The sequence below is a fragment of the Embleya sp. NBC_00896 genome (assembly GCF_045207785.1).
GTDB lineage: Bacteria > Actinomycetota > Actinomycetes > Streptomycetales > Streptomycetaceae > Embleya.
The window spans coordinates 4,506,578-4,526,137 of the sequence record NZ_CP108776.1; the positions used below are offsets into that span (position 1 = coordinate 4,506,578).

The 19,560-nt window shown below is 71.4% G+C and carries 12 protein-coding genes; 7 read left to right on the top strand and 5 right to left on the bottom strand.

From position 1 onward, the window contains the following. The first annotated feature begins 69 nt into the window (after positions 1-69). From OG928_RS20585 to OG928_RS20600, 4 genes are all read left to right on the top strand, one after another. Positions 70-1,041 carry a DMT family transporter gene (locus OG928_RS20585; protein ID WP_406285879.1) on the top strand — a complete coding sequence of 324 codons (972 nt, stop codon included), beginning with the start codon at positions 70-72 and terminating at the stop codon, positions 1,039-1,041. 60 nt (positions 1,042-1,101) lie between these two features. Further along, complete coding sequence (locus tag OG928_RS20590) at positions 1,102-2,760, top strand: fumarate hydratase (RefSeq protein ID WP_406285881.1); 1,659 nt, start codon at positions 1,102-1,104, stop codon at positions 2,758-2,760. 315 nt (positions 2,761-3,075) lie between these two features. Then, positions 3,076-3,864, top strand: coding sequence for an ABC transporter ATP-binding protein (locus tag OG928_RS20595; RefSeq protein WP_406285882.1), 789 nt, complete (start codon positions 3,076-3,078; stop codon positions 3,862-3,864). A gap of 138 nt (positions 3,865-4,002) precedes the next feature. After that, positions 4,003-5,358: an FtsX-like permease family protein gene (locus OG928_RS20600; RefSeq protein ID WP_406285884.1), complete on the top strand. Its 1,356-nt coding sequence runs from the start codon at positions 4,003-4,005 to the stop codon at positions 5,356-5,358. Positions 5,359-5,452: 94 nt separating this feature from the next. On the opposite strand, the gene OG928_RS20605 is transcribed toward OG928_RS20600, so the two are convergent. Then, positions 5,453-8,638, bottom strand: a complete 3,186-nt coding sequence (locus OG928_RS20605; RefSeq protein ID WP_406285886.1) for an AfsR/SARP family transcriptional regulator — start codon at positions 8,636-8,638, stop codon at positions 5,453-5,455. A 374-nt stretch (positions 8,639-9,012) separates the two neighbouring features. On the opposite strand from OG928_RS20605, the gene OG928_RS20610 reads away from it, so the two are divergent. Beyond that, positions 9,013-9,300, top strand: coding sequence for a WhiB family transcriptional regulator (locus OG928_RS20610; protein WP_406285888.1), 288 nt, complete (start codon positions 9,013-9,015; stop codon positions 9,298-9,300). Positions 9,301-9,307: 7 nt separating this feature from the next. Here OG928_RS20610 and OG928_RS20615 read toward each other — a convergent pair whose 3' ends face one another. Both OG928_RS20615 and glpX read right to left on the bottom strand, forming a co-directional pair. Then, complete coding sequence (locus OG928_RS20615) at positions 9,308-11,362, bottom strand: MFS transporter (protein ID WP_406285890.1); 2,055 nt, start codon at positions 11,360-11,362, stop codon at positions 9,308-9,310. 224 nt (positions 11,363-11,586) lie between these two features. Then, positions 11,587-12,618, bottom strand: coding sequence for a class II fructose-bisphosphatase (glpX, locus tag OG928_RS20620; RefSeq protein ID WP_406285892.1), 1,032 nt, complete (start codon positions 12,616-12,618; stop codon positions 11,587-11,589). A 214-nt stretch (positions 12,619-12,832) separates the two neighbouring features. Between glpX and OG928_RS20625 the strand changes: the two genes are divergently transcribed. Together OG928_RS20625 and OG928_RS20630 are read left to right on the top strand one after the other, a co-directional pair. Continuing rightward, on the top strand, positions 12,833-13,357 hold the full coding sequence (locus tag OG928_RS20625; protein ID WP_406285895.1) for a DUF4245 domain-containing protein: 525 nt from the start codon (positions 12,833-12,835) through the stop codon (positions 13,355-13,357). Between the two features lie 300 nt (positions 13,358-13,657). Continuing rightward, positions 13,658-16,477, top strand: a complete 2,820-nt coding sequence (locus OG928_RS20630) for an immune inhibitor A domain-containing protein (protein WP_406285897.1) — start codon at positions 13,658-13,660, stop codon at positions 16,475-16,477. A gap of 83 nt (positions 16,478-16,560) precedes the next feature. On the opposite strand, the gene OG928_RS20635 is transcribed toward OG928_RS20630, so the two are convergent. Together OG928_RS20635 and OG928_RS20640 are read right to left on the bottom strand one after the other, a co-directional pair. Beyond that, entirely contained in the window at positions 16,561-16,818 is a 258-nt protein-coding gene (locus tag OG928_RS20635; protein ID WP_406285899.1) for an exodeoxyribonuclease VII small subunit, read from the bottom strand. 20 nt (positions 16,819-16,838) lie between these two features. Beyond that, on the bottom strand, positions 16,839-19,559 hold the full coding sequence (locus tag OG928_RS20640) for an immune inhibitor A domain-containing protein (protein ID WP_406285901.1): 2,721 nt from the start codon (positions 19,557-19,559) through the stop codon (positions 16,839-16,841). Between the last annotated feature and the right edge of the window lies 1 nt (position 19,560).

Consider the following 19,560-nt stretch of genomic DNA (forward strand, 5'->3'; position numbering starts at 1 on the left):
AGTGGTCCGGTTTCCCGGCCGTGAAGTGGCTCTGCCCGGGGCTCCACCGGCTTCCTAACGTTACGTCACATGACCCTCTCCTCGATGTCCCCCCGCTCGATCGGCCTGGTCTGCGCGGCCTCCGCGCAGGCGCTGATCGGTGCCGCCGCGGGGGTCTCGGCCGTGCTGACGGACTATCCGGTCACCGGCGGACAGATGCTGCGCTACGCGCTGGCCGCGATCGTGCTGTTCGGGGTGCTGCGGCTGCGGCGGATCCCGCTGCTGCGGCCGACCCGGCGCGAGCTGGTGCGGCTCGTGCTGCTCGCGCTGTGCGGGCAGACCCTGTTCAACCTGTTCCTGTTCGCGGCGCTGGAGCGCGCGGATCCGGCGACGGTGGGCAGCATCCTGGGGGCCACGCCGCTGCTGCTCGTGCTGGTCGCGCCGTTCCTGGGCGGGCGGCGCCCCCGCGCGCCGGTCGTGCTCTCGGCGCTGGTGGTGGTCGCGGGGGCGGCGATCGTGCAGGGGTTCGGCGGCGCGACGGCGCTCGGGTTGCTGTTCGCGTGCGGTGTCGCGGTGTGTGAGATGGGTTTCACCTTGATCGCGGTGCCGCTGCTGCCCCGGCTGGGCGCGTGGCGGATCGCCGCCTACGCGACGGCGCTGGCGATTCCGCAGATGATGGTGGTCGGGCTGGTCACCGACGGCGCCGAGTTCGTCCGGACGCCGTCGGGGACCGAGTTCGCGGCGCTGATCTACCTCGCGCTGCCGCTGACCGCCGGCGCGTTCCTGCTGTGGTACTCGGCGCTGGCCCGGATCGAGCCGGAGCGGGCCGGCCTGTTCATGGGCCTGGTACCGGTCACGGCCGCGATGTCCGGGCTCGTCCTGGGCACAGGCGCCCCGAGCCTGGGCCAGTTCGGCGGCGCCCTGGTGGTCGGCGTCGGCGTGGTGCTGGGGATGCGGGCCGAGACCGGCGTCGACGCGGGGGTCGAGCCGATCGCGCCGACCCCGCTCCCGGCCGGGACGCGCACCGGGTCGGCGGCGACGGAATCGACCTCGAAGCCATAGCCGGTCCGGCGCCGTCCTACTCTTGACGACGGCCCCGTCACCGCCTTAGTGAGGATCGCGATGTCCGCCCCTGACAATTCCTTCAGCGCCTACACGGATCTGCTGCCGCTGGGGGAGGACAGCACGCCGTACCGGCTGCTGACCGCCGACGGCGTGTCCACGTTCGAGGCGGGTGGGCGTCGGTTCCTCAACGTCGAGCCCGAGGCCATGCGGTTGCTCGCCCGTACGGCGATGCGCGACATCTCGCACCTGCTGCGGCCGGGCCACCTCGCCCAGGTCGCGAGGATCCTGGACGACCCCGAGGCCTCGGCCAACGACCGCTTCGTGGCCCTGGACCTGCTCAAGAACGCCAACATCGCGGCCGGCGGCGTGCTGCCGATGTGCCAGGACACCGGCACGGCGATCGTGATGGGCAAGCGCGGCCAGCACGTGCTGACCGACGGCCGGGACGAGGAGCACCTGTCCCGAGGCATCGCGAACGCGTACACCGAGCTGAACCTGCGCTACTCGCAGATGGCCCCGCTCACCATGTGGGACGAGAAGAACACCGGCAACAACCTGCCCGCCCAGATCGAGCTGTACGCGACCCCCGGCGAGGCGTACAAGTTCCTGTTCATGGCCAAGGGCGGCGGCAGCGCCAACAAGTCGTACCTGTACCAGGAGACCAAGGCCGTCCTGAACCCGCAGAGCATGCTGCGCTTCCTGGACGAGAAGATCCGCTCGCTCGGCACCGCGGCCTGCCCGCCGTACCACCTGGCGATCGTGGTCGGCGGCACCAGCGCCGAGCACGCGCTCAAGACCGCGAAATACGCCTCGACCCGCTACCTGGACACGCTGCCGGGTCAGGGCTCGCCGCTGGGCCACGGGTTCCGCGACGTCGAGTTCGAGGCCGAGGTGCTGGGGCTGACCCAGCAAATGGGCATCGGCGCGCAGTTCGGCGGCAAGTACTTCTGCCACGACGTGCGGGTGATCCGGCTGCCGCGACACGGCGCGTCCTGCCCGGTGGCGATCGCGGTGTCCTGCTCGGCCGACCGGCAGGCGCTGGCCAAGATCACCGCCGAGGGCGTGTTCCTGGAGGAGCTTGAGACCGACCCGGCCAAGTACCTCCCGGACACCACGCACGACGAGCTCGACGACACCGTCGTGCAGATCGACCTCAACCGGCCGATGAGCGAGATCCGCACGGAGCTGTCGAAGTACCCGGTCAAGACCCGGCTCTCGCTGTCCGGCCCGGTCGTCGTCGCGCGCGACATCGCGCACGCGAAGATCAAGGAGCTGCTGGACTCCGGGCAGCCGATGCCGCAGTACCTGCGCGACCACGCGGTCTACTACGCGGGCCCGGCCAAGACCCCGGAGGGCTACGCGTCGGGTTCGTTCGGCCCGACCACGGCCGGTCGGATGGACTCGTACGTCGAGCAGTTCCAGGCCGCGGGCGGCTCGTTCGTGATGCTCGCCAAGGGCAACCGCAGCAAGCAGGTCACCGACGCCTGCAAGGCGCACGGCGGCTTCTACCTCGGCTCGATCGGCGGCCCGGCGGCACGCCTGGCGCAGGACTGCATCAAGAAGGTCGAGGTCCTGGAATACCCGGAACTCGGCATGGAGGCGGTCTGGAAGATCGAGGTCGAGGACTTCCCGGCCTTCATCGTGGTCGACGACAAGGGCCAGGACTTCTTCGCCGATGTCACCACGCCGACCCTGCAGATCAACAAGCGTGCGTGAGGACGGTGGCCCGGGGACTCTGGGGCAGTAGGGTCTCCGGGGCCGGGGCCGGGATTCGAACAGGGCTCAGACGTCCGCGAGTTCGGCGTTGATGCGGTTGGTGAGCAGGGTCGGGACGCGGCCGGCCGTGGCGAGGTCCTCGGCTGGGATGTCGGCGTACACCCGGCCCGGGACCGCGCTGGAGAGGTGATCCGGCCGAGTCGCGATCCGGTCGGGAGGGGTCGTGGCGGTCGCCGGCGGGGCTGACGGTGGGGCTCGCGCGACGGTCAGTGCATGGTGCGTGCGTTGCCGGCGGGCCCGACCACAGTGACGGACATGACGACGACAGCAGCCTTCGCCCCCGACGCCGGCCCCTCCGACGCCACGCGGCGCGTGGCCCTCCGGCTCGACGATGTTCGCAAGACGTACGGCACCGAGGACAACCGCGTCACCGCGCTCGACGGGGTGTCGCTGGCACTTCCCGCCGGTACGTTCACCGCGGTCATGGGCCCCTCGGGCTCCGGCAAGAGCACGCTGCTCCAGTGCGCGGCGGGCCTGGACCGGCCGGACGCCGGCACCGTCCACGTGGACGGTGAGCAGCTCACCCACGGCGGCGAGGCCGCGCTGACCAAGTTTCGCCGCGAGCGGATCGGCTTCGTCTTCCAGCAGTTCAACCTGCTGCCGACGCTGACGGTGCTGGAGAACACGGTGCTGCCGCTGCGGCTGGCCGGCAAGCGCGTCGACCGGGCCGCGGCGGTCGCGGTGCTGACCCGGATCGGGCTCGGCGAGCGGCTCGGCCACCTGCCCGCGCAGCTCTCCGGCGGCCAGCAGCAGCGGGTCGCGATCGCCCGGGCCCTGGTGACCCGGCCCAAGGTGGTGTTCGCGGACGAGCCGACCGGCGCCCTCGACACCCGCAGCGCGCGGGACGTGCTGGGGCTGCTCCAGGAGGCGGTCACCACGCACGGCCGGACGCTCGTCATGGTCACCCACGACCCGGTCGCCGCCGCGTACGCGGACTCGGTGCTGTTCCTGGCCGACGGCCGGATCGTCGGCCGGCTGCCGCAGCCCACCGCCGAGGCGGTGGCCGCGCGGATGACGCACCTGACGGACCGCGCGGCGCTCTGACGCCCCCCGGCCCGACCCGCTGTACGCCGCTTCCCCCGCTCGACCCCACCCTCGACCCCACCCTCGGCCCCACCCTCGGCTCCGCGCTCGCCCCCTCTCGGCCCGTCCCACCGGCCCGTTCCCGAAAGGCTTTTGACGATGTTTCAGCTTGCCTGGCGGTCCCTGCGCCAACGCACCGGCGCGTTCGTCGCGAGTTTCCTCGCGATGTTCCTCGGCGCGGCGATCCTGATGTCCTTCGCGTCGATGCTCGACACGGCGGCCGGCGCGAACGTCGACTCCGCGAGCAAGGAGACGCTGTCCAACATGGGCACCATCGTCGGCGGGTGGGGCCTGCTGCTCGTGGTGTTCGCGGTCACCTCGACCCTGACGATGGCGGTCCGGCAACGGGCCGCGGAGACGGCGCTGCTCAAGAGCGTCGGCGCCACCCCGGCGCAGATCGGCCGGATGATCGTCGGCGAGACGCTGATGCTCGCGGTCGTCGCCACGCTGGCCGCCGCGCCGGTCGGGGCGCTGGGCGGGAGTGCGCTCCTGGGTCTGCTCAAGGACACCGACCAGGTGGCGGGCGGGGTGGACTTCGCCTTCGCCGGCACGGCGATCGGGATGGGCTTCGGGATCACGATCGTGGCGTCCGTGCTCGCCGCGCTGCTGACGACCCGGCGGGCGACCCGGGTGCGGGTCGCGGCGGCGGCGAACGAGGCCGAGGTCGAGACCGGGCGGATGGGCCGGGCCAGGACGATCGGCGGCTGGGTCACGCTGACGGTGGCCGGTTCGCTCGCGGTCACCACCGCCACGGTGATGCACGGCAAGGGCAGTGACGCGATGCAGTCCGCGGGCTCGGCCTCGGTCTTCGCGTCGATCGCCCTCGCGCTCTTCTCGCCCTGGCTGATCCGCCGGGTCACCGCGCTGATCGCCGGACCGCTGGAGCGCCGCGGCGTGGTCGGCCACCTGGCCGTGAGCAACCTGCGCCGGCGCACCAACCGGCTGGCGAGCGCGCTGATGCCGATCATCCTGTTCGTCGGGATCGGCACCGGGACGTTCTACCTCGTGGACATCGACAACGCCGCGGTCGCGGCCGAGGGCATCGCCAAGACCAACGAACAGCGCAACATCGAGACGCTCAACTTCGTGGTCGTCGGCATGGTCGTGCTGTTCGCGTGCATCCTGCTGATCAACACGCTGGTCGCGACGGTGACCCACCGGCGCCGCGAGTTCGCCCAGGCCCGGCTCGCCGGCGCCACCTCGCGCCAGGTGCTCGGTGTGGTCGCGGTCGAGAGCGCGGTACTCACCGTCTCCGGCGTCGTGTTCGGCAGCCTGGCCGGCCTCGCGACGATCCTGCCCTTCAACTACGCCCGCACCGACACCGCACTGCCGGACGTCGCGCCGTGGATCTGGCTGGGCTTCGCGGCGGTGGCCGCGGCGGTGACGCTGGTCGCCGCGCTCGGCACCGCACGGCGGAACGTGCGGGGCCAGGCGATCGAGGCGATCGCCGCCTGACCGACGGCCGCGTGTGCGGCGGTGGTGGGGTCGGATGGGTGGGGTCGGATGTGCCGGGGCGGTCGCGAACGCGGCCGCCCCGGTTCGGCGTTCGTCAGGCCGTGCGGGCTTCCCGCACGGCCTCGTCGCGCGTCAGCGCGGCGCCTCGCCCGTACGCGGCGGCGTACTCCGGCTCGGCCAGCAGTGCCCGGATCGTCGCCTCGGTCGCGGCCGTGTCGGGGTCGGCCCGGTTGCCGCCGTGTACCGCTGCCGCGGCACCGAGCAGCAGGGCGGCCCGCCGGCCGTCGCCCGCGAGCGCGGCCGCCTCGGCGAGCCCGAGTACGGCGGCAGCCGCGGCCGCGTAGGACGGCGGCCGCAACGCGGTCTCCAGCCCGGCCAGTTGCCGCTCGCGCGCGGTGGCGAGGTCGCCCTCCGCGGCCGCGATCCGACCCAGCCCGACGTGCGCGAGGGCCTGCGTCTCCGTGGACCACACCGCGCTCTCGGCGCCGTACAACGCCTGGCGGTACAGCCGCGTCGCCGCCCCCGGATCGCCGGTCAGCCGGGCCACGTCGCCGAGACCGCGCAGGCTCTCCCGGACCTTCTCGGGCGCACCGGTGCGGCGCGCGAGCTCCTCGGCCCGGATGAACCCGGCCCGGGCCGACTCCGGCAAACCGGCGCGCAGGTCGAGGTCGGCGCGCAGGTTCAGGAAGTCGACCAGATCCTCGATCGAGCCCAGCTCGGCGGCGATGCGGATCGCCTCGTCGACCAACTCGCCCGCGCCCGCGGGGTCGCCGCGCCACTCGGCCACCTGCGCGAGCGGGTCGAGCACGTTCGCCAGCCCCCACCGATCACCCAGCAGCCGGAAGGCGTCGGCCGCGGCGGTGAGCGGCCCGGCCGCGGCCTCGGTCTCGCCGGAGAACAGCGTGGTGTACCCGGCGCCGAGCAGCCCGACGGCGCGGGCCCACGGGTCGTCGCCGACCTGCGCCGCGTGCGCCTCCAGGTCGGCCCGGTCGATGCCGCCGACGAGCGCCCACTGCACCATGAGCGCGGGGTGGCGCAGCGGACGGCGGATCCCCGACATGATCACCGCGGACTCGTCCAACGCGGCTTCGAGCTCGGGGGCGTTCGCCGGCTCGGGGGCGGCCGCCGCGTTCACCACGCACAGCACGTACTCCTCGTCCAGCCCGGCCGGCGGCTCGGCCCGCACGGCGGCGAACAGTTCGGCGGAGCGGGCCGAGCACGCGCCGCGCCGGCCGCCCAGCCACCACGACCAGGTGAGCGCGGCGTGCAGGCGCAGCGCCAGGTCGGTGTCCGCGTGGATGGCCCAGCGCAACGCGGCGTCGGTGTTGGCGTGTTCGGCGGTCAGCCGGGCGAGCAGGGCGAGCTGATCGGGACCGCGCAGGCCCGGGTCGGCCTCGGCGGCCAGCGCCAGGAAGTACTCCGCGTGCGCGCGCCGCAGCCGGTCCTCCTCGCCGGCCTCGGCCAGCCGGGCGACGCCGAACGCGCGGATCGTCTCCAGCATCCGGAATCGGCCGCCGTCGTCGTCCGCGAGCGTGACGAGCGACTTCTCGGCGAGGCCGGCGAGCAGGTCGTCGGCCTCGTCCTCGGACACGCCGCACACCGCGGCGGCCGCGGCGAGGGTCGCGCCGCCGCCGAACACGGTGAGCCGGCGGGCCAGCGCGCGCTCGTCGGGGTCGAGCAGGTCCCAGCTCCACTCGACGACCGCGTGCAGGGTCCGGTGCCGGGGGGCCGCCGTGCGGCTGCCGCGCGAGAGCAGTCGGAACCGGTCGTCCAGGCGTGCGGCGACCTCGGCCACCGGCAGCGTGCGCAGCCGGGCCGCGGCCAGTTCGATCGCCAGCGGCAGTCCGTCGAGCGCGGCACAGATCCGGGCCACGTCGGGCGCGCTCTCGTGGGTGACCGCGAAGCCGGGGCGCACCGCCGCGGCCCGCTCGGCGAACAGCCGGACCGCCGGCGCCGCGCGCAACGCCTCGACGTCGGCGTCGGCGGCGGGCAGCGCGAGCTGCGCCACCGGGCACAGCGCCTCGCCGGTGATGCCCAGCGGTTCGCGGCTGGTGGCCAGCACGCGGACACCCGGACACATGTCGAGCACGCGGTGGGCGAGCGCCGCGGCGGCGTCCACGACGTGCTCGCAGTTGTCCAGGATCAGCAGCAGCCGGCGATCGGCGAGCACCGAGACGACCCGCTCGGTGGGATCGGCGTCGGCGGATCGCGCGCCCACGCCGGCGGCGCCCTCGCGGATGCCGACCGCGGTCGCGACCACGTGCGGCAGCGCCGCGTCGTCGGCGGCCCGGGCGAGGTCGACGAAGCACACCTCGTCGTCGGTCCGCGCGGCGGCCTCGATCGAGAGCCGGGTCTTGCCGGTGCCGCCGGGGCCGGTGAGGGTGACGAGTCGGGCGGTCGCGGCCAACGCGGTGAGCCGGGCGAGTTCGTCCTCGCGGCCGACGAAGCTGGTCAGCCGGCCGGGCGGCGGGGTGAACGTGAGGGTGGGCAGCGGCGGGGTGTCCGCCGGCGCGCGGGGGGCGGGTACGGCCGGGGTGAGCTCGGGGTCGCCGCGCAGCACGGCGACGTGCACGGCGGCCAGCTCGGGGGAGGGGTCGGCGCCGAGCTCGTCGGCGAGCACCCGACGGACGTCCGCGTACACCTCGAGCGCCTCGGCTTGTCGGCCGGTCCCGTACAGCGCGCGCATCAGCAGGCCGCGCGGGCGTTCGCGCAGCGGATGCGCGGCGACCAGGACGCGCAGTTCCGGGATGACACCGCGCAGCGCGCCGATCGCGATCTCGGCCTCGACGTGGTCCTCGGTCGCGGCCACCCGCAGTTCCTCCAGGCGGGCCGCCCGGGCGTCGGCGTGCGGCACGTCGGCCAGTGCCGGCCCGCGCCACAACCCGACCGCCTCACCGAGCAGCGCGGCGGCACCGGCGTGCTCACCCGCCGCGAGCGCCTGCCGCCCGGTCCGCACCAGCCGCTCGAACCGGTGCGCGTCCACCGCCTCCGGATCGACCGCGACCCGGTAGCCGGTCGGATGGAACTCGACGAGCTCGTCGCCCCCGCCGAACTGCCGCAATCCCCGCCGCAACCGGGACACATGCGACTGCAACGCGTTGCCGGCCCCACCGGGCGGGTCCTCCCCGTACAACCCGTCGATCAGCCGCTCGGTGGGCACGATGTTCCCGGCGTCCAACAACAACAACGCCAACAACGCCCGCGCCCCGGGCCCCCCGACGGTCACCGGACTCCCGTCGGACAACCGCACTTCAACCGGTCCCAGGATGCCGAAGATCATTGCCCGATTATCCCCGCCCCGCCCGGGACCTGACGTCTCGTCATGACGATTCACCGGGCGCGAACCACGAGTCGGCGCCACAGAAGCACGTGTCGCTGCGGCCGCTGGACGTGAGCGCGGCCACGCTGCGCAAGGCGGCACAGGCGGCGAGCGAGTTGGGCGACCAGTTGCGCCCGGCGACGACGGATCCGACCGGAACGGCCCTGGCCGCCGCGCGCGAGTTGGGGGCTGGGAGACGTCCGCCGCGTTGCGGCGGCCGGTGGATGTCCTTGACGTTTCGTTGTGGTTACTTGTTGTCGTGTTGTCGTGATCGTGCGCATGCGTGGGTTCGGCTCGGGTAGGCGAGGGACACCAGCCGACGTGAGGAGAGCAGCGTGACGGAACGGATCGACATGATGCGCGGGGCCCGCACCACGATGTGGACGCCCCCGGTGGACGGTGCGTGTACGGCCGAGGATCGGCGATTGTTCCTCGGCTACCCCGGTGAACCCGCCGTCGCCCGGCTCGCCCGCGAGGAGGACGCCAAGCGAGTCTGCGTGCGTTGTTCCGTCCTGCTCGAATGCCGTGCGAGCGCGTTGGCCGAGACCAACCCGGTCGGCGTTCGCGGCGGTCTGACCCCCAACGAGCGCGGCGCCGTTCGTCGGCGCCGCGCCTATCACTGACCTGCCGTCAGCTCACGTGTTTGTCGGCCTCGCCGACGATGTGGTCGTGCGGGGTGTCGGTGGTCAGTCCGGCCAGCTTGCGCAGCAGCGCGGTCAGTTCCTCGGACTGCTCGGGTGACCAGTCGGCCATCACCTCGGTGAGGAGTTGCCGGCGGGCCTCGACGAGCGCCTCCAGCGCCTCGTGGCCCTTGTCCGTCAGCACCATCGTGCCCTCGCCGAGGCGTTCGATGTGCCCGGAGAAGGTGAGTTCGTCGGCGTACCGACGGACCCGGTCCTGGGGTTCGTGGATTCGGACCGCGAGGTCGGGGATCGAGATCGGGCTCAGTTGGTCGAGTCGGACCAGCCCGTACGCGCACGGCACCGACAGATCCAGGCCCGCGCGCTCGATCATCCGTTCGTAGCGCGACCAGCCGTTCTCGCGGTGCACCATCTGCGCCATCGCGCGCTCGATCTCGTCCACCGAACTGCGCGCGGTCGGCGCCATCAGCGGGCCGGGCTCGCTCTCGCGGGTGGCCTGCCGCAGCGGGACCTCCTCGAGCAGGAACGACAGCGCGAACGCGAGCAGCACGAGGCACGACGCGACGAGGAACACCGTCTGGAGCGATTCGGCGTAGGCGTGGATGAAGCCGGTCTTGGACGCCGGCGGGAGCTTGTTCAGCTCGGCCGGGTTGATCGCGGACGAGTTGCCGGACGTGGTCCCCGGCGGTAGCCCCTCGCCGCGCTCGGCGGCCTCCTTCAGGTGCACCGTGAGCCGGTTGTTGAAGATCGTGCCGAAGATCGCCGCGCCGAACGAGCCGCCGATGGACCGGAAGAAGGTCGCCCCCGCGGTGGCCACGCCGAGGTCGGCGTAGGGCACGGAGTTCTGTACGGCGAGCACGATGACCTGGATGACCAGACCCAGGCCGATGCCGAAGACGAGCATGTACAGCGAGGACGCGGCGGTCGTGGTGAACTCGTCCATCCGCGACATCAGGAACATGCCGACCGCCATCACGGCGGTGCCGATGATCGGGTAGATCCTGTACTTGCCGGTCCGGGTGATCAGTTGACCGCTGATGATCGAGGTGGCCAGCAGGCCGCCCATCATCGGCAGCAGCCGCAGTCCCGACTCGGTCGGCGTGGCCCCGTTGACCACCTGCATGAACAGGGGCAGGAAGCTCAGCCCGCCCATCATCACGAAGCCGACGATGAAGCCGATCCCCGCGGTCACCGAGAAGATCCGGTTGCGGAACAGGTGCAGCGGCAGGACCGGCTCCCGGGCCTGCTGCTCGACCGTGATGAAGGCGGCGATCAGGACGACGGCGGCGAGCCCGAGCCCGATGATCTGCGCGGAGCCCCACGGGTAGGTGGTGCCACCGAACGTGCTGAGCAGGACCAGGCAGGTGGTGCCGGCGGCCAGGAGGGTGATGCCGAGGTAGTCGATGCTCGGCCGGGTGTGCATCTCCTTGGTGTGCAGTGCGGCGGCGATCACCACGAGCGCGATCGCACCGATCGGCAGGTTGATGTAGAACACCCAGCGCCAGGTGAGGTGGTCCACGAAGAACCCGCCGAGCAGCGGTCCGGCCACCGAGGTAACGCCGAAGACCGCGCCGAACAGGCCCTGGTAGCGCCCGCGTTCGCGGGGCGGGACGACGTCGCCGATGATCGCCTGGGACAGCACCATCAGTCCGCCGCCGCCGAGCCCCTGGATCGCGCGGAAGGCGATCAATTGGTACATGTTCTGCGCGATGCCGCACAGCACCGAGCCGATCAGGAAGATGACGATCGACGCCTGGTAGAGCTTCTTGCGCCCGAACAGGTCGCCGAGCTTGCCCCACAGCGGCGTGCTCACCGTCGACGCGAGCAGGTACGCCGTGACCACCCACGAGAGGTGGTTGAGCCCGCCGAGGTCGCCGACGATGGTCGGCAGCGCGGTCGAGACGATGGTCTGATCGAGCGCGGCGACCAGCATCCCGAGCATCAGCCCGGTCAGGATCAGGCCCAGCCGCGGCACCGGTTCGATCTTCGCGGCCGCACCGCTGCCTTCGGCGGTCCTGGCGTTTCTGCCGCGCGGCGCGCTCATCCCGGCCTCCTCGATCGATGATCAGGAGACCTATCCCCGTAAAGGGGTACAAAATCCGCGCCTATTCGTGGGTAAAGACGAGGGCTCGCGGCGACTCACCCGACGCCCCCCACGCAAAGAGTCGGCCCGGGGTGCGGGGTCGGGATTGCTCCCGACCCGTGCTCCCCGGGCCGACTCGTCGGCCCGACCGCGGAAGCCGAAACGGCGACCGCGACGGGACCTACCTAGCTCGCGTGGTCGAAGTCGATGGCGCTGTAGGCGCGCAGCTTCGCGAGGCGGTGCTGGCTGTCGATCTGGCGGATCGTGCCGCTCTTGGAGCGCATCACCAGGGACGACGTGAGCGCCGTGCTGGAGCGGTAGCGCACTCCGCGCAGCAGTTCGCCGTCGGTGATGCCGGTGGCGACGAAGAAGACGTTGTCGCCGCGGACCAGGTCGTCGGTCAGCAGCACGCGCGACAGGTCGTGGCCCGCGTCGATGGCCTTGGCCCGCTCGGCGTCGTCCTTGGGCCACAGCCGGCCCTGGATGACGCCGCCCATGCACTTGATCGCGGCCGCGGCGATGATGCCCTCGGGCGTACCGCCGATGCCCAGCAGCAGGTCGACGCCGGTGCCGTCCTTGGCCGCCATGATCGCGCCGGCCACGTCGCCGTCGGTGATGAACTTGATCCGGGCGCCCGCCTCGCGGATCTCCTTGACCATCGAGTCGTGCCGCGGTCGGTCCAGGATGCAGACCGTCACGTCCTCGACGGCGCTGTGCTTGGCCTTGGCCACGCGGCGGATGTTCTCCGCGATCGGCGCGGTCAGGTCGACCACGTCGGCGGCCTCGGGACCGGTGACCAGCTTCTCCATGTAGAACACGGCGGAGGGGTCGTACATGCTGCCGCGCTCGGACACGGCCATCACCGCGACCGCGTTGTTCATCCCCTTGGCGGTCAGCGTGGTGCCGTCCACCGGGTCGACCGCGACGTCGCACTCGGGCCCGGAGCCGTCGCCGACCCGCTCGCCGTTGAACAGCATCGGGGCGTCGTCCTTCTCGCCCTCGCCGATCACCACCACGCCGTTCATCGACACGGTGTGGATCAGACCGCGCATGGCCTTGACCGCCGCGCCGTCGGCGCCGTTCTTGTCGCCGCGACCGACCCAGCGACCGGCGGCCATGGCGGCGGCCTCGGTGACGCGGACGAGTTCGAGTGCGAGGTTGCGGTCCGGGGCTTCCGGAGCGACTTCGAGCTGCGGGGGTACAGATTGGTCCGTCATCTGGCGGGCCTTCCTGTAGGGGAACCGGTCCGTAACCACGAGGGGTGCCCTGATCCCCCGGGGCCGTGAGCCATCGGTGCGGGTGGCACGGCGATCGCGCGGCCCCGAGTCCGGACTGGTTCCAACGGGATTGCCCCGATGTTATCGGTGAGCGGTGTTATCGGTGCAGGTAGGCCGTGCAAATGGAATCCGTCGGCAGTGCGACCATGTTCGGGTGGCGAGGAAGACTGGTCGGCAGACCGTTCGGGACATGATTATTTCCCTGGGAGCGTGTGGCCTCGTGGTCGGCGCGCTGTTCCTGGTGGCTCCGCACAGCGAAGGGGACCCGGTCAAGCGCGTCCCCTACGACCTGACCTTCCGTCAGGCGTCCCGTGTCTCGCCGTATCCCCTCGTGGCGCCGCAGGGCCTGAGCGACCGCTGGCGCGCCACCTCGGTGGACTTCAGCGGGTTCAACCCGAACGACACCCAGTGGCACATCGGCTTCATCAACCCGAACGACAAGTACGCCGCGGTCGAGCAGAGCAACGGCTTCACCGACGAGCTCGTGCGCGACAAGGGCAAGCGCGGCAAGCCGATCGGCAACGTCGACGTGGCCGGCGAGCAGTGGAAGCAGTACGACGGGCCCAAGTACCGCTCCCTCGTCCGAGTCCGTGACGGCATCACCACCATGGTCACCGGCAACGCGACTTTCGAGGATTTGACCGTTCTCGCCGCATCGCTGCGACCGGTCACGGGTTGAGCCGAAAGCCGGCAGATCCGGCCGACGTACCGGGGCGACTCGGACAGTCGACTGCACAGCATGTACAGGGGCTTGTAAAGGTTTCGTAAAGACCATGAGCCATCCCCTGCCCCACCCATCGCTCCCGCCTCTAGTGTCCGGACGCCCGGTCGAACGTGTGTCGGCATCGTCGCAACCCGGCGGTTGACGCCGCATGTGCGTCGGGCTTTTCCGAGCCGGCCCGACGTCGTGTGCGCTGACAAGAGTCACGCGGCGTCGCTTTGCGTCCGGGGGAGACCCCCGGTCGGAAAGGGGAGCACGTTGAGTCGAGCGATACCCGAGCGGGGCGGAACGCCCCCGAGAGGCGCCGGGCGCGTCAAGCGCCGCGTGGCGCTGCTGTCCGTTTCCGCGCTTGCCATCACGGGACTTGCCGCCACGACCGCGCCTGCTTCGTCGTCGGCCGCGCCTACGCGCGTCGACAACACGAAGGCGGTGTGGAACCCGGGGCCCGAGGACCACTACGTCAACAGCGTCGACGCGGCCATCGACACCAGTGGTGTGCCGTCGGACTCCAAGCAGGCCGCGGCGCTGCGGACGCAGCAGGAGCGGATCGCCGCGACCGAGCGTAAGAACGCCGACGGCAACCCCCGCGCGTCGGCGCAGCTCAAGGAACTCGAAGCCGAGGCCGGTCGCACCGGCAAGAGCCCTCTGGAGCTCAAGGCCGAGCGCAGCGGCAAGCCCGTCGACGCCAAGCAGACCGCGAAGCTGCTGACGATCCTGGTCGAGTTCAACGACCAGGCCAACGACGACTTCTCCGGGTTCAAGCGCCCCACCAGCACGGGCGACCCGACCTGTGTGACCGAGCCGCCCGGCACGATCAAGAACGGGCCGCTGCACAACAAGATCCCGAACCCGGCGCTCAACCCGAACGACAACAACTCGCAGTGGGTGTCGGACTTCGACAAGTCGCACTTCGACAAGATGCTCTACTCCAAGGAGGGCATCACCGAGCGCATGCGCACCGACCTCACGGGGCCGGACGGCAAGCCGGGCGTCAGCCTCGCCGGGCTGACCATGCGCAACATGTACGAGGAGATGTCCGGCGGCAAGTACTCGGTCTCCGGGCAGGCCACGGACTGGATCAAGGTCCCGCACTCCGAGGCGTGGTACGCCGCCGGCGCCTGCGGCAACGTGCCGCAGGACAACAGCGGCAGCCCGCAGAACCCGCGCGGCGCGCAGCAGCTCGCGACCGACGCGGTCGACACGCTCGCCAAGACCCAGCCGAACTTCCCGTGGGCCGACTACGACAAGGAAGACATCGGCGACGCCGACCACGACGGCAACACGCAGGAGCCCGACGGCGTGGTGGACCACCTGGTCCTGGTGCACGCGGGCAAGGACAAGTCGGCCGGTGGCGGTGCCGAGGGCACCTACGCGATCTGGGCGCACGCGAGCACCGTGGTCTTCGGCCACGACGTGCCCGGTGCGAACATCAAGATCTCGAACTACATCGTGCAGCCCGAGGACTCCGGTGTGGGCGTGTTCGCCCACGAGTTCGGCCACGACCTGGGCCTCCCGGACCTGTACGACAACTTCAGCGGCGGCCAGACCGACCTGAACTTCTGGGACCTGATGTCGTCCGGCTCGCACTCGGGCCCGCTGTTCCAGTCGATGCCCGGGCACATGGGCATCTGGGACAAGTACGCGCTCGGGTGGCTGACCCCCGACGTGGTCAAGGTCGGTGACCGGCCCAAGGTCGCCACCCTCGGCCAGGCCGCCAAGACACCCAAGGGCACGTCCCGGGGCGTCCGGGTGAACCTCCCGAACAAGGAGGTCTCGGTCGGTACGCCGCACAGCGGCCAGGGCATGTGGTTCTCCGGTCAGGACCAGGCGTGGGCCGATGTCCGGATCGAACGCTCCGTCGCGGTACCCGCCGGTGCGGACGTGAAGTTCTGGATGTGGAACGACTACGTCATCGAGGAGGACTGGGACTTCGGCTTCGTCGAGGTCTCCACCGACAACGGCGTGACCTGGAAGCAGCTGGCGGTCAAGGACGAGGCCGGCAACCTGGTCAGCACGCCCGCCGACTACCCGGACCCGCAGAAGAACCTCGCCGCGTTCCGCAAGACCAGCGGCCTGACCGGCTCCAGCAACGGGTGGCGGCACGACAGCGTCGACCTGACCCCGTTCGCCGGGCAGAACATCAAGCTGCGGCTCGACCTGAACACCGACGCCGCGTTCATGGAGAAGGGTTGGTTCGCCGACGACTTCTCGATCACCGTGGGCACGAACACGGTGTGGTCGGACGACGTCGAGGCCGACAACGGCTGGACCGCGATCAAGGGCACCAACGCCATCACCAAGGGCAACGGGTGGGGGCGCACCAACGGCACCTTCACGCGTGAGCAGTACTACCTGCTGGAGTGGCGCAACCTGTCGGGCTTCGACGAGGGCCTGAAGTACGCGTACACCAGCGGTGAGAACGGCAAGGTCGAGCGCGTCGCGTACAACGCGCCCGGCATGCTGGTCTGGCTGCGCGACAACGAGTACCAGAACAACGGCGTCAACTTCAACATCAACAACGGTCCCTCGTGGGGCCCCAAGGGTGAGCTGTTGATCGTCGACTCGCACCCGGACCCGCTGCGTCACACCGGGGAGGCCGCGGCGCAGTTCCCCAAGCCCGACCCGAACTCGCCCGGCATCGAGACGAAGAACGTCTTCGGCAACATCGGCTCGCGGTCGCAGTCCGCGAACGCGGCGTTCGGCTTCACCAAGACGACGCCGTTCCGGGACTGCATCCCGGGCACCAAGTACTGCACCTCGTTCGGGGCCCAGGCTCCGGTGACCCTGTTCACGGACTCGCTCGGCTGGGCGCCGGGGACCGAGTTCTACCAGGGTCGCGCGCTGCCCAAGGACCGTTACGGCTCGGCCGTGGTCCCGGCGAAGGCGCCGTACACCACCAAGGTGACGACCGGCACGGGCGCGCTCGACCGGGCCAACTTCGGCAAGCAGTTCCACGGCTCCGAGTTGGGCACGGGCAACCCCGGTTTCGACAAGGCGTACGGCGTGACCGCGCTGCCGATGCTGCCCCTCCCGGGCAACACGGGCGCCGTGGTCTGGATCCTGCCGGCGCAGAAGTAGTCACACCGCGGTAGACGCAAGGAAGGGGCGCTCCCATGGCGGGGGCGCCCCTTCCCGATGTCGCGTGACGCGTCCTACGCGTCCTACGCGTCCGGCTCGTCGCGCCCGTCCGACTCGCCCGCGCGCTCGGCGCTCACCGCCGCGTCGAGCCGGGCCCGGGCGCCGTCGAGCCACTGTCCGCACACCACGGCGAGTTGCTCGCCGCGCTCCCACAGCGCCAACGACTCCTCCAGGGTGATGCCGCCGGTCTCCAGCCGCCGCACGACCTCGATCAGCTCGTCACGGGCCTGCTCGTAGGCCGGCGCCTCGTCGGGCACGGATGGGGTCTGCTGCTCGCTCATGCGGCCAGCCTAAGCCCGGATCACGGCCGGGCCGACGTGATCCGCACCGCCGCGCCGCGCTCGGGATACCCGTTCCACAGCGGATTCAGCAGCGTCGCCGAGGCCCCGTACGCGAGCGTGGGACCGGGGTCGCCGGTCCCGAGCACGGACCCCTGGTACGGGACGCCGTAGTGCGCGGGATCGGGCGTGCCGTCCGCGAGCACCACCCTGGTGCTGTACGGGCCGCGCGCGGGCACGACCGTGGACCCGTTCGTGAAGCGGTCCACCGGCGCGCCGTCGACGTACTCGACGCCGGGCGCCCAGCCGGTCGCGTCGGAGAACGCGAGGACCGGCTCGCGGGCCGCGAAGTCCTGGCACCACGCGCCGTTGGTGTGGCACGCGCCGAACGCCGGCGTGGGCGTGAAGCCGAACGCCGCGTCCGCGGACTGCGCCCGGTTCTCGATGTTCTTGCGGGGGTTGCTCTTGGACGTGTAGTGCTCGGCGGCCTCGCCGGTCCACCGGCGCGGATCGGGATGCGCGTCCACGATCAGCGTCTGCCCCTTGGCGCCGTAGCTGGGCGGTGCGCCGAGATTGAAGGTGACGCCGTTGTTCTGGTACTCGGCGTCGCGCAGCCACACGAGCATGCCGGGCACGTTGTAGCCGAGCCGCCGCACGCGCGTGCCCTGGTCGCTGCTGCGCTCCGCGGTGTACGCGTACTTCAGGCCCTCGTCGAAGCCGACCGGCGAGCGCCACTCCATGAGGTAGTACTGCTCGCGCGCGACCTCGCCGGAGGTGCGGCCCCACCCGGCGCCGCGGGTCACGGTGCCGGTGCCCTTGACCGCCGTCCAGCCGTTGTCGCCGGCCTCGACGTCGTCGGACCACACCGTGTTCGTGCCCACGGTGATCGAGAAGTCGTCGGCGAACCAACCCTTCTCCATGAACGCGGCGTCGGTGTTCAGGTCGAGCCGCAGCTTGATGTTCTGCCCGGCGTACGGGGTCAGGTCGACGCTGTCGTGTCGCCACCCGCCGCTGGTGCCGGTCAGGCCGCTGGTCTTGTGCAGTTCGCTCAGGTTCTTGTTGGGGTCGGGGTAGTCGGCCGGCGTCGTGACCAGGGTGCCGGCGGCGTCGTGCACGGCGAGCTGGGTCCAGGTCGTGCCGCCGTCGACGGAGACCTCGACGAAGCCGAAGTCCCAGTCCTGCTCGATGGCGTAGTCGTTCCACATCCAGAACTTCACATCCGCGCCGGCGGGCACCGCGAGGTCGCGGACGATCCGGGTGTCGGACCACTCCTGGTCGCGCTCGGAGTACCACATGTTCGATCCGCTGTGCGGTGTGCCGATCCGGACCCGCTCGTCCGGCAGGTTCACCCGGACCGCCTCGCGGGTGCCGGGCGCCGGATCGGCCGCGGCGCCGAGCAGCACGTTGTGCGTGCCCTCGCCGACCGGTACCACCTGCGGGTCGATCCAGCCGAGTACGTACTTCGACCACGCGCCCATGTGCGTGGGCATCGCCTGGAAGAGCGGCCCGGCGTGCGAGCCGGACGACATCAGGTCCCAGAAGTCGACGTCGGTCTCGCCGCCGCTGAAGTTGTCGTACAGGTCCGGCAGGCCCAGGTCGTGGCCGAACTCGTGGGCGAACACGCCCACACCGGAGTCCTCGGGCTGCACGATGTAGTTCGCGACCTTGAGGTCGGTGCCCGGGATGGCGTGCCCGCGCAGCACGGTGCTCGCGTGCGCCCAGATCGCGTAGGTGCCCTCGGCGCCGCCGCCGGCCGACTTGTCCTTGCCCGCGTGCACCAGGACCAGATGGTCGATCACGCCGTCGGACTCCTGCCTATTGCCGTCGTTGTCGGCGTCGCCCGGGTCCTCCTTGTCGTAGTCGGACCACGGGAAGTTCGGCTGGGTCTTGGCCAGCGCGTCGACCGCGTCGGTCACGAACTGCCGTACGCCCCGCGGGTTCTGCGGGCTGCCGCTGTTGTCCTGGCGGATCGCGCCGCAGTTGCCGGCGGCGTACCACGCCTCGGAGTGCGGGACGCCGACCCAGCCGGCCGCCTCGCCGCCGACGCTGTACGCGCCGTGCGACATCTCCTCGTACATGTTGTGCATCGTCAGCCCGGCGAGGCTGACCCCGGGGTTGCCGTCCGGGCCGGTGAGGTCGGTGCGGACGCGCTCGGTGATGCCCTCCTTGGAGTAGAGCATCCTGTCGAAGTGCGCCTTGTCGAAGTCCTTCACCCACAGCGTGTTGTTGTCCTGCCCGGCGACCGCGGGATCGGGCAGCCGGTTGTGCTGCGGGCCGTTCTTGACCGTGCCGGGCGGCTCGGTCACGCAGGTCGGGTCGACCACGCTCGTGGGGCGCTTGAACCCGGAGAAGTCGTCGTTCGCGTGGTCGTTGAACTCGACCAGGATGGTCAGCAGCTTCGCGGCGCGGGTGCCTTCGGCCGCCCGCGCGCGCGGGCTGACGCCGGTCCTGGCCGCCTCCGCCTCGGCGCGCGCGAGCCGGCGCGCGGTGACGGGATTGCCGGCGGCGAACTTGCGGTCGTACAGCCGGGCTCGGCGGTCGGCCGCGAGCGCGCGCTCGCGGACCTCGGGGGACGCGCCCGGGGGTCCGTCGGGCGGCAGCGGGTCACGCGGCGCCGCGTAGTTGAGATAGGAGTCGGCGACTGACGGGTTCCACCGCGCGGGCGAGTCGTCGGCGGCGGCCACGGAGGACGTGGCGACGCCGGTGAGCAACAGTGCGGACGCGGCGAGCAGATGACGCAACACA

Coding starts and splice junctions, on each gene's coding strand:
- OG928_RS20600 (WP_406285884.1), top strand. CDS start 4,003: ATGTTTCAGCTTGCCTGGCGGTCCCTGCGCCAACGCACCGGCGCGTTC.
- glpX (WP_406285892.1), bottom strand. CDS start 12,618: ATGACGGACCAATCTGTACCCCCGCAGCTCGAAGTCGCTCCGGAAGCC.
- OG928_RS20635 (WP_406285899.1), bottom strand. CDS start 16,818: ATGAGCGAGCAGCAGACCCCATCCGTGCCCGACGAGGCGCCGGCCTAC.
- OG928_RS20605 (WP_406285886.1), bottom strand. CDS start 8,638: ATGATCTTCGGCATCCTGGGACCGGTTGAAGTGCGGTTGTCCGACGGG.
- OG928_RS20595 (WP_406285882.1), top strand. CDS start 3,076: ATGACGACGACAGCAGCCTTCGCCCCCGACGCCGGCCCCTCCGACGCC.
- OG928_RS20615 (WP_406285890.1), bottom strand. CDS start 11,362: ATGAGCGCGCCGCGCGGCAGAAACGCCAGGACCGCCGAAGGCAGCGGT.
- OG928_RS20590 (WP_406285881.1), top strand. CDS start 1,102: ATGTCCGCCCCTGACAATTCCTTCAGCGCCTACACGGATCTGCTGCCG.
- OG928_RS20585 (WP_406285879.1), top strand. CDS start 70: ATGACCCTCTCCTCGATGTCCCCCCGCTCGATCGGCCTGGTCTGCGCG.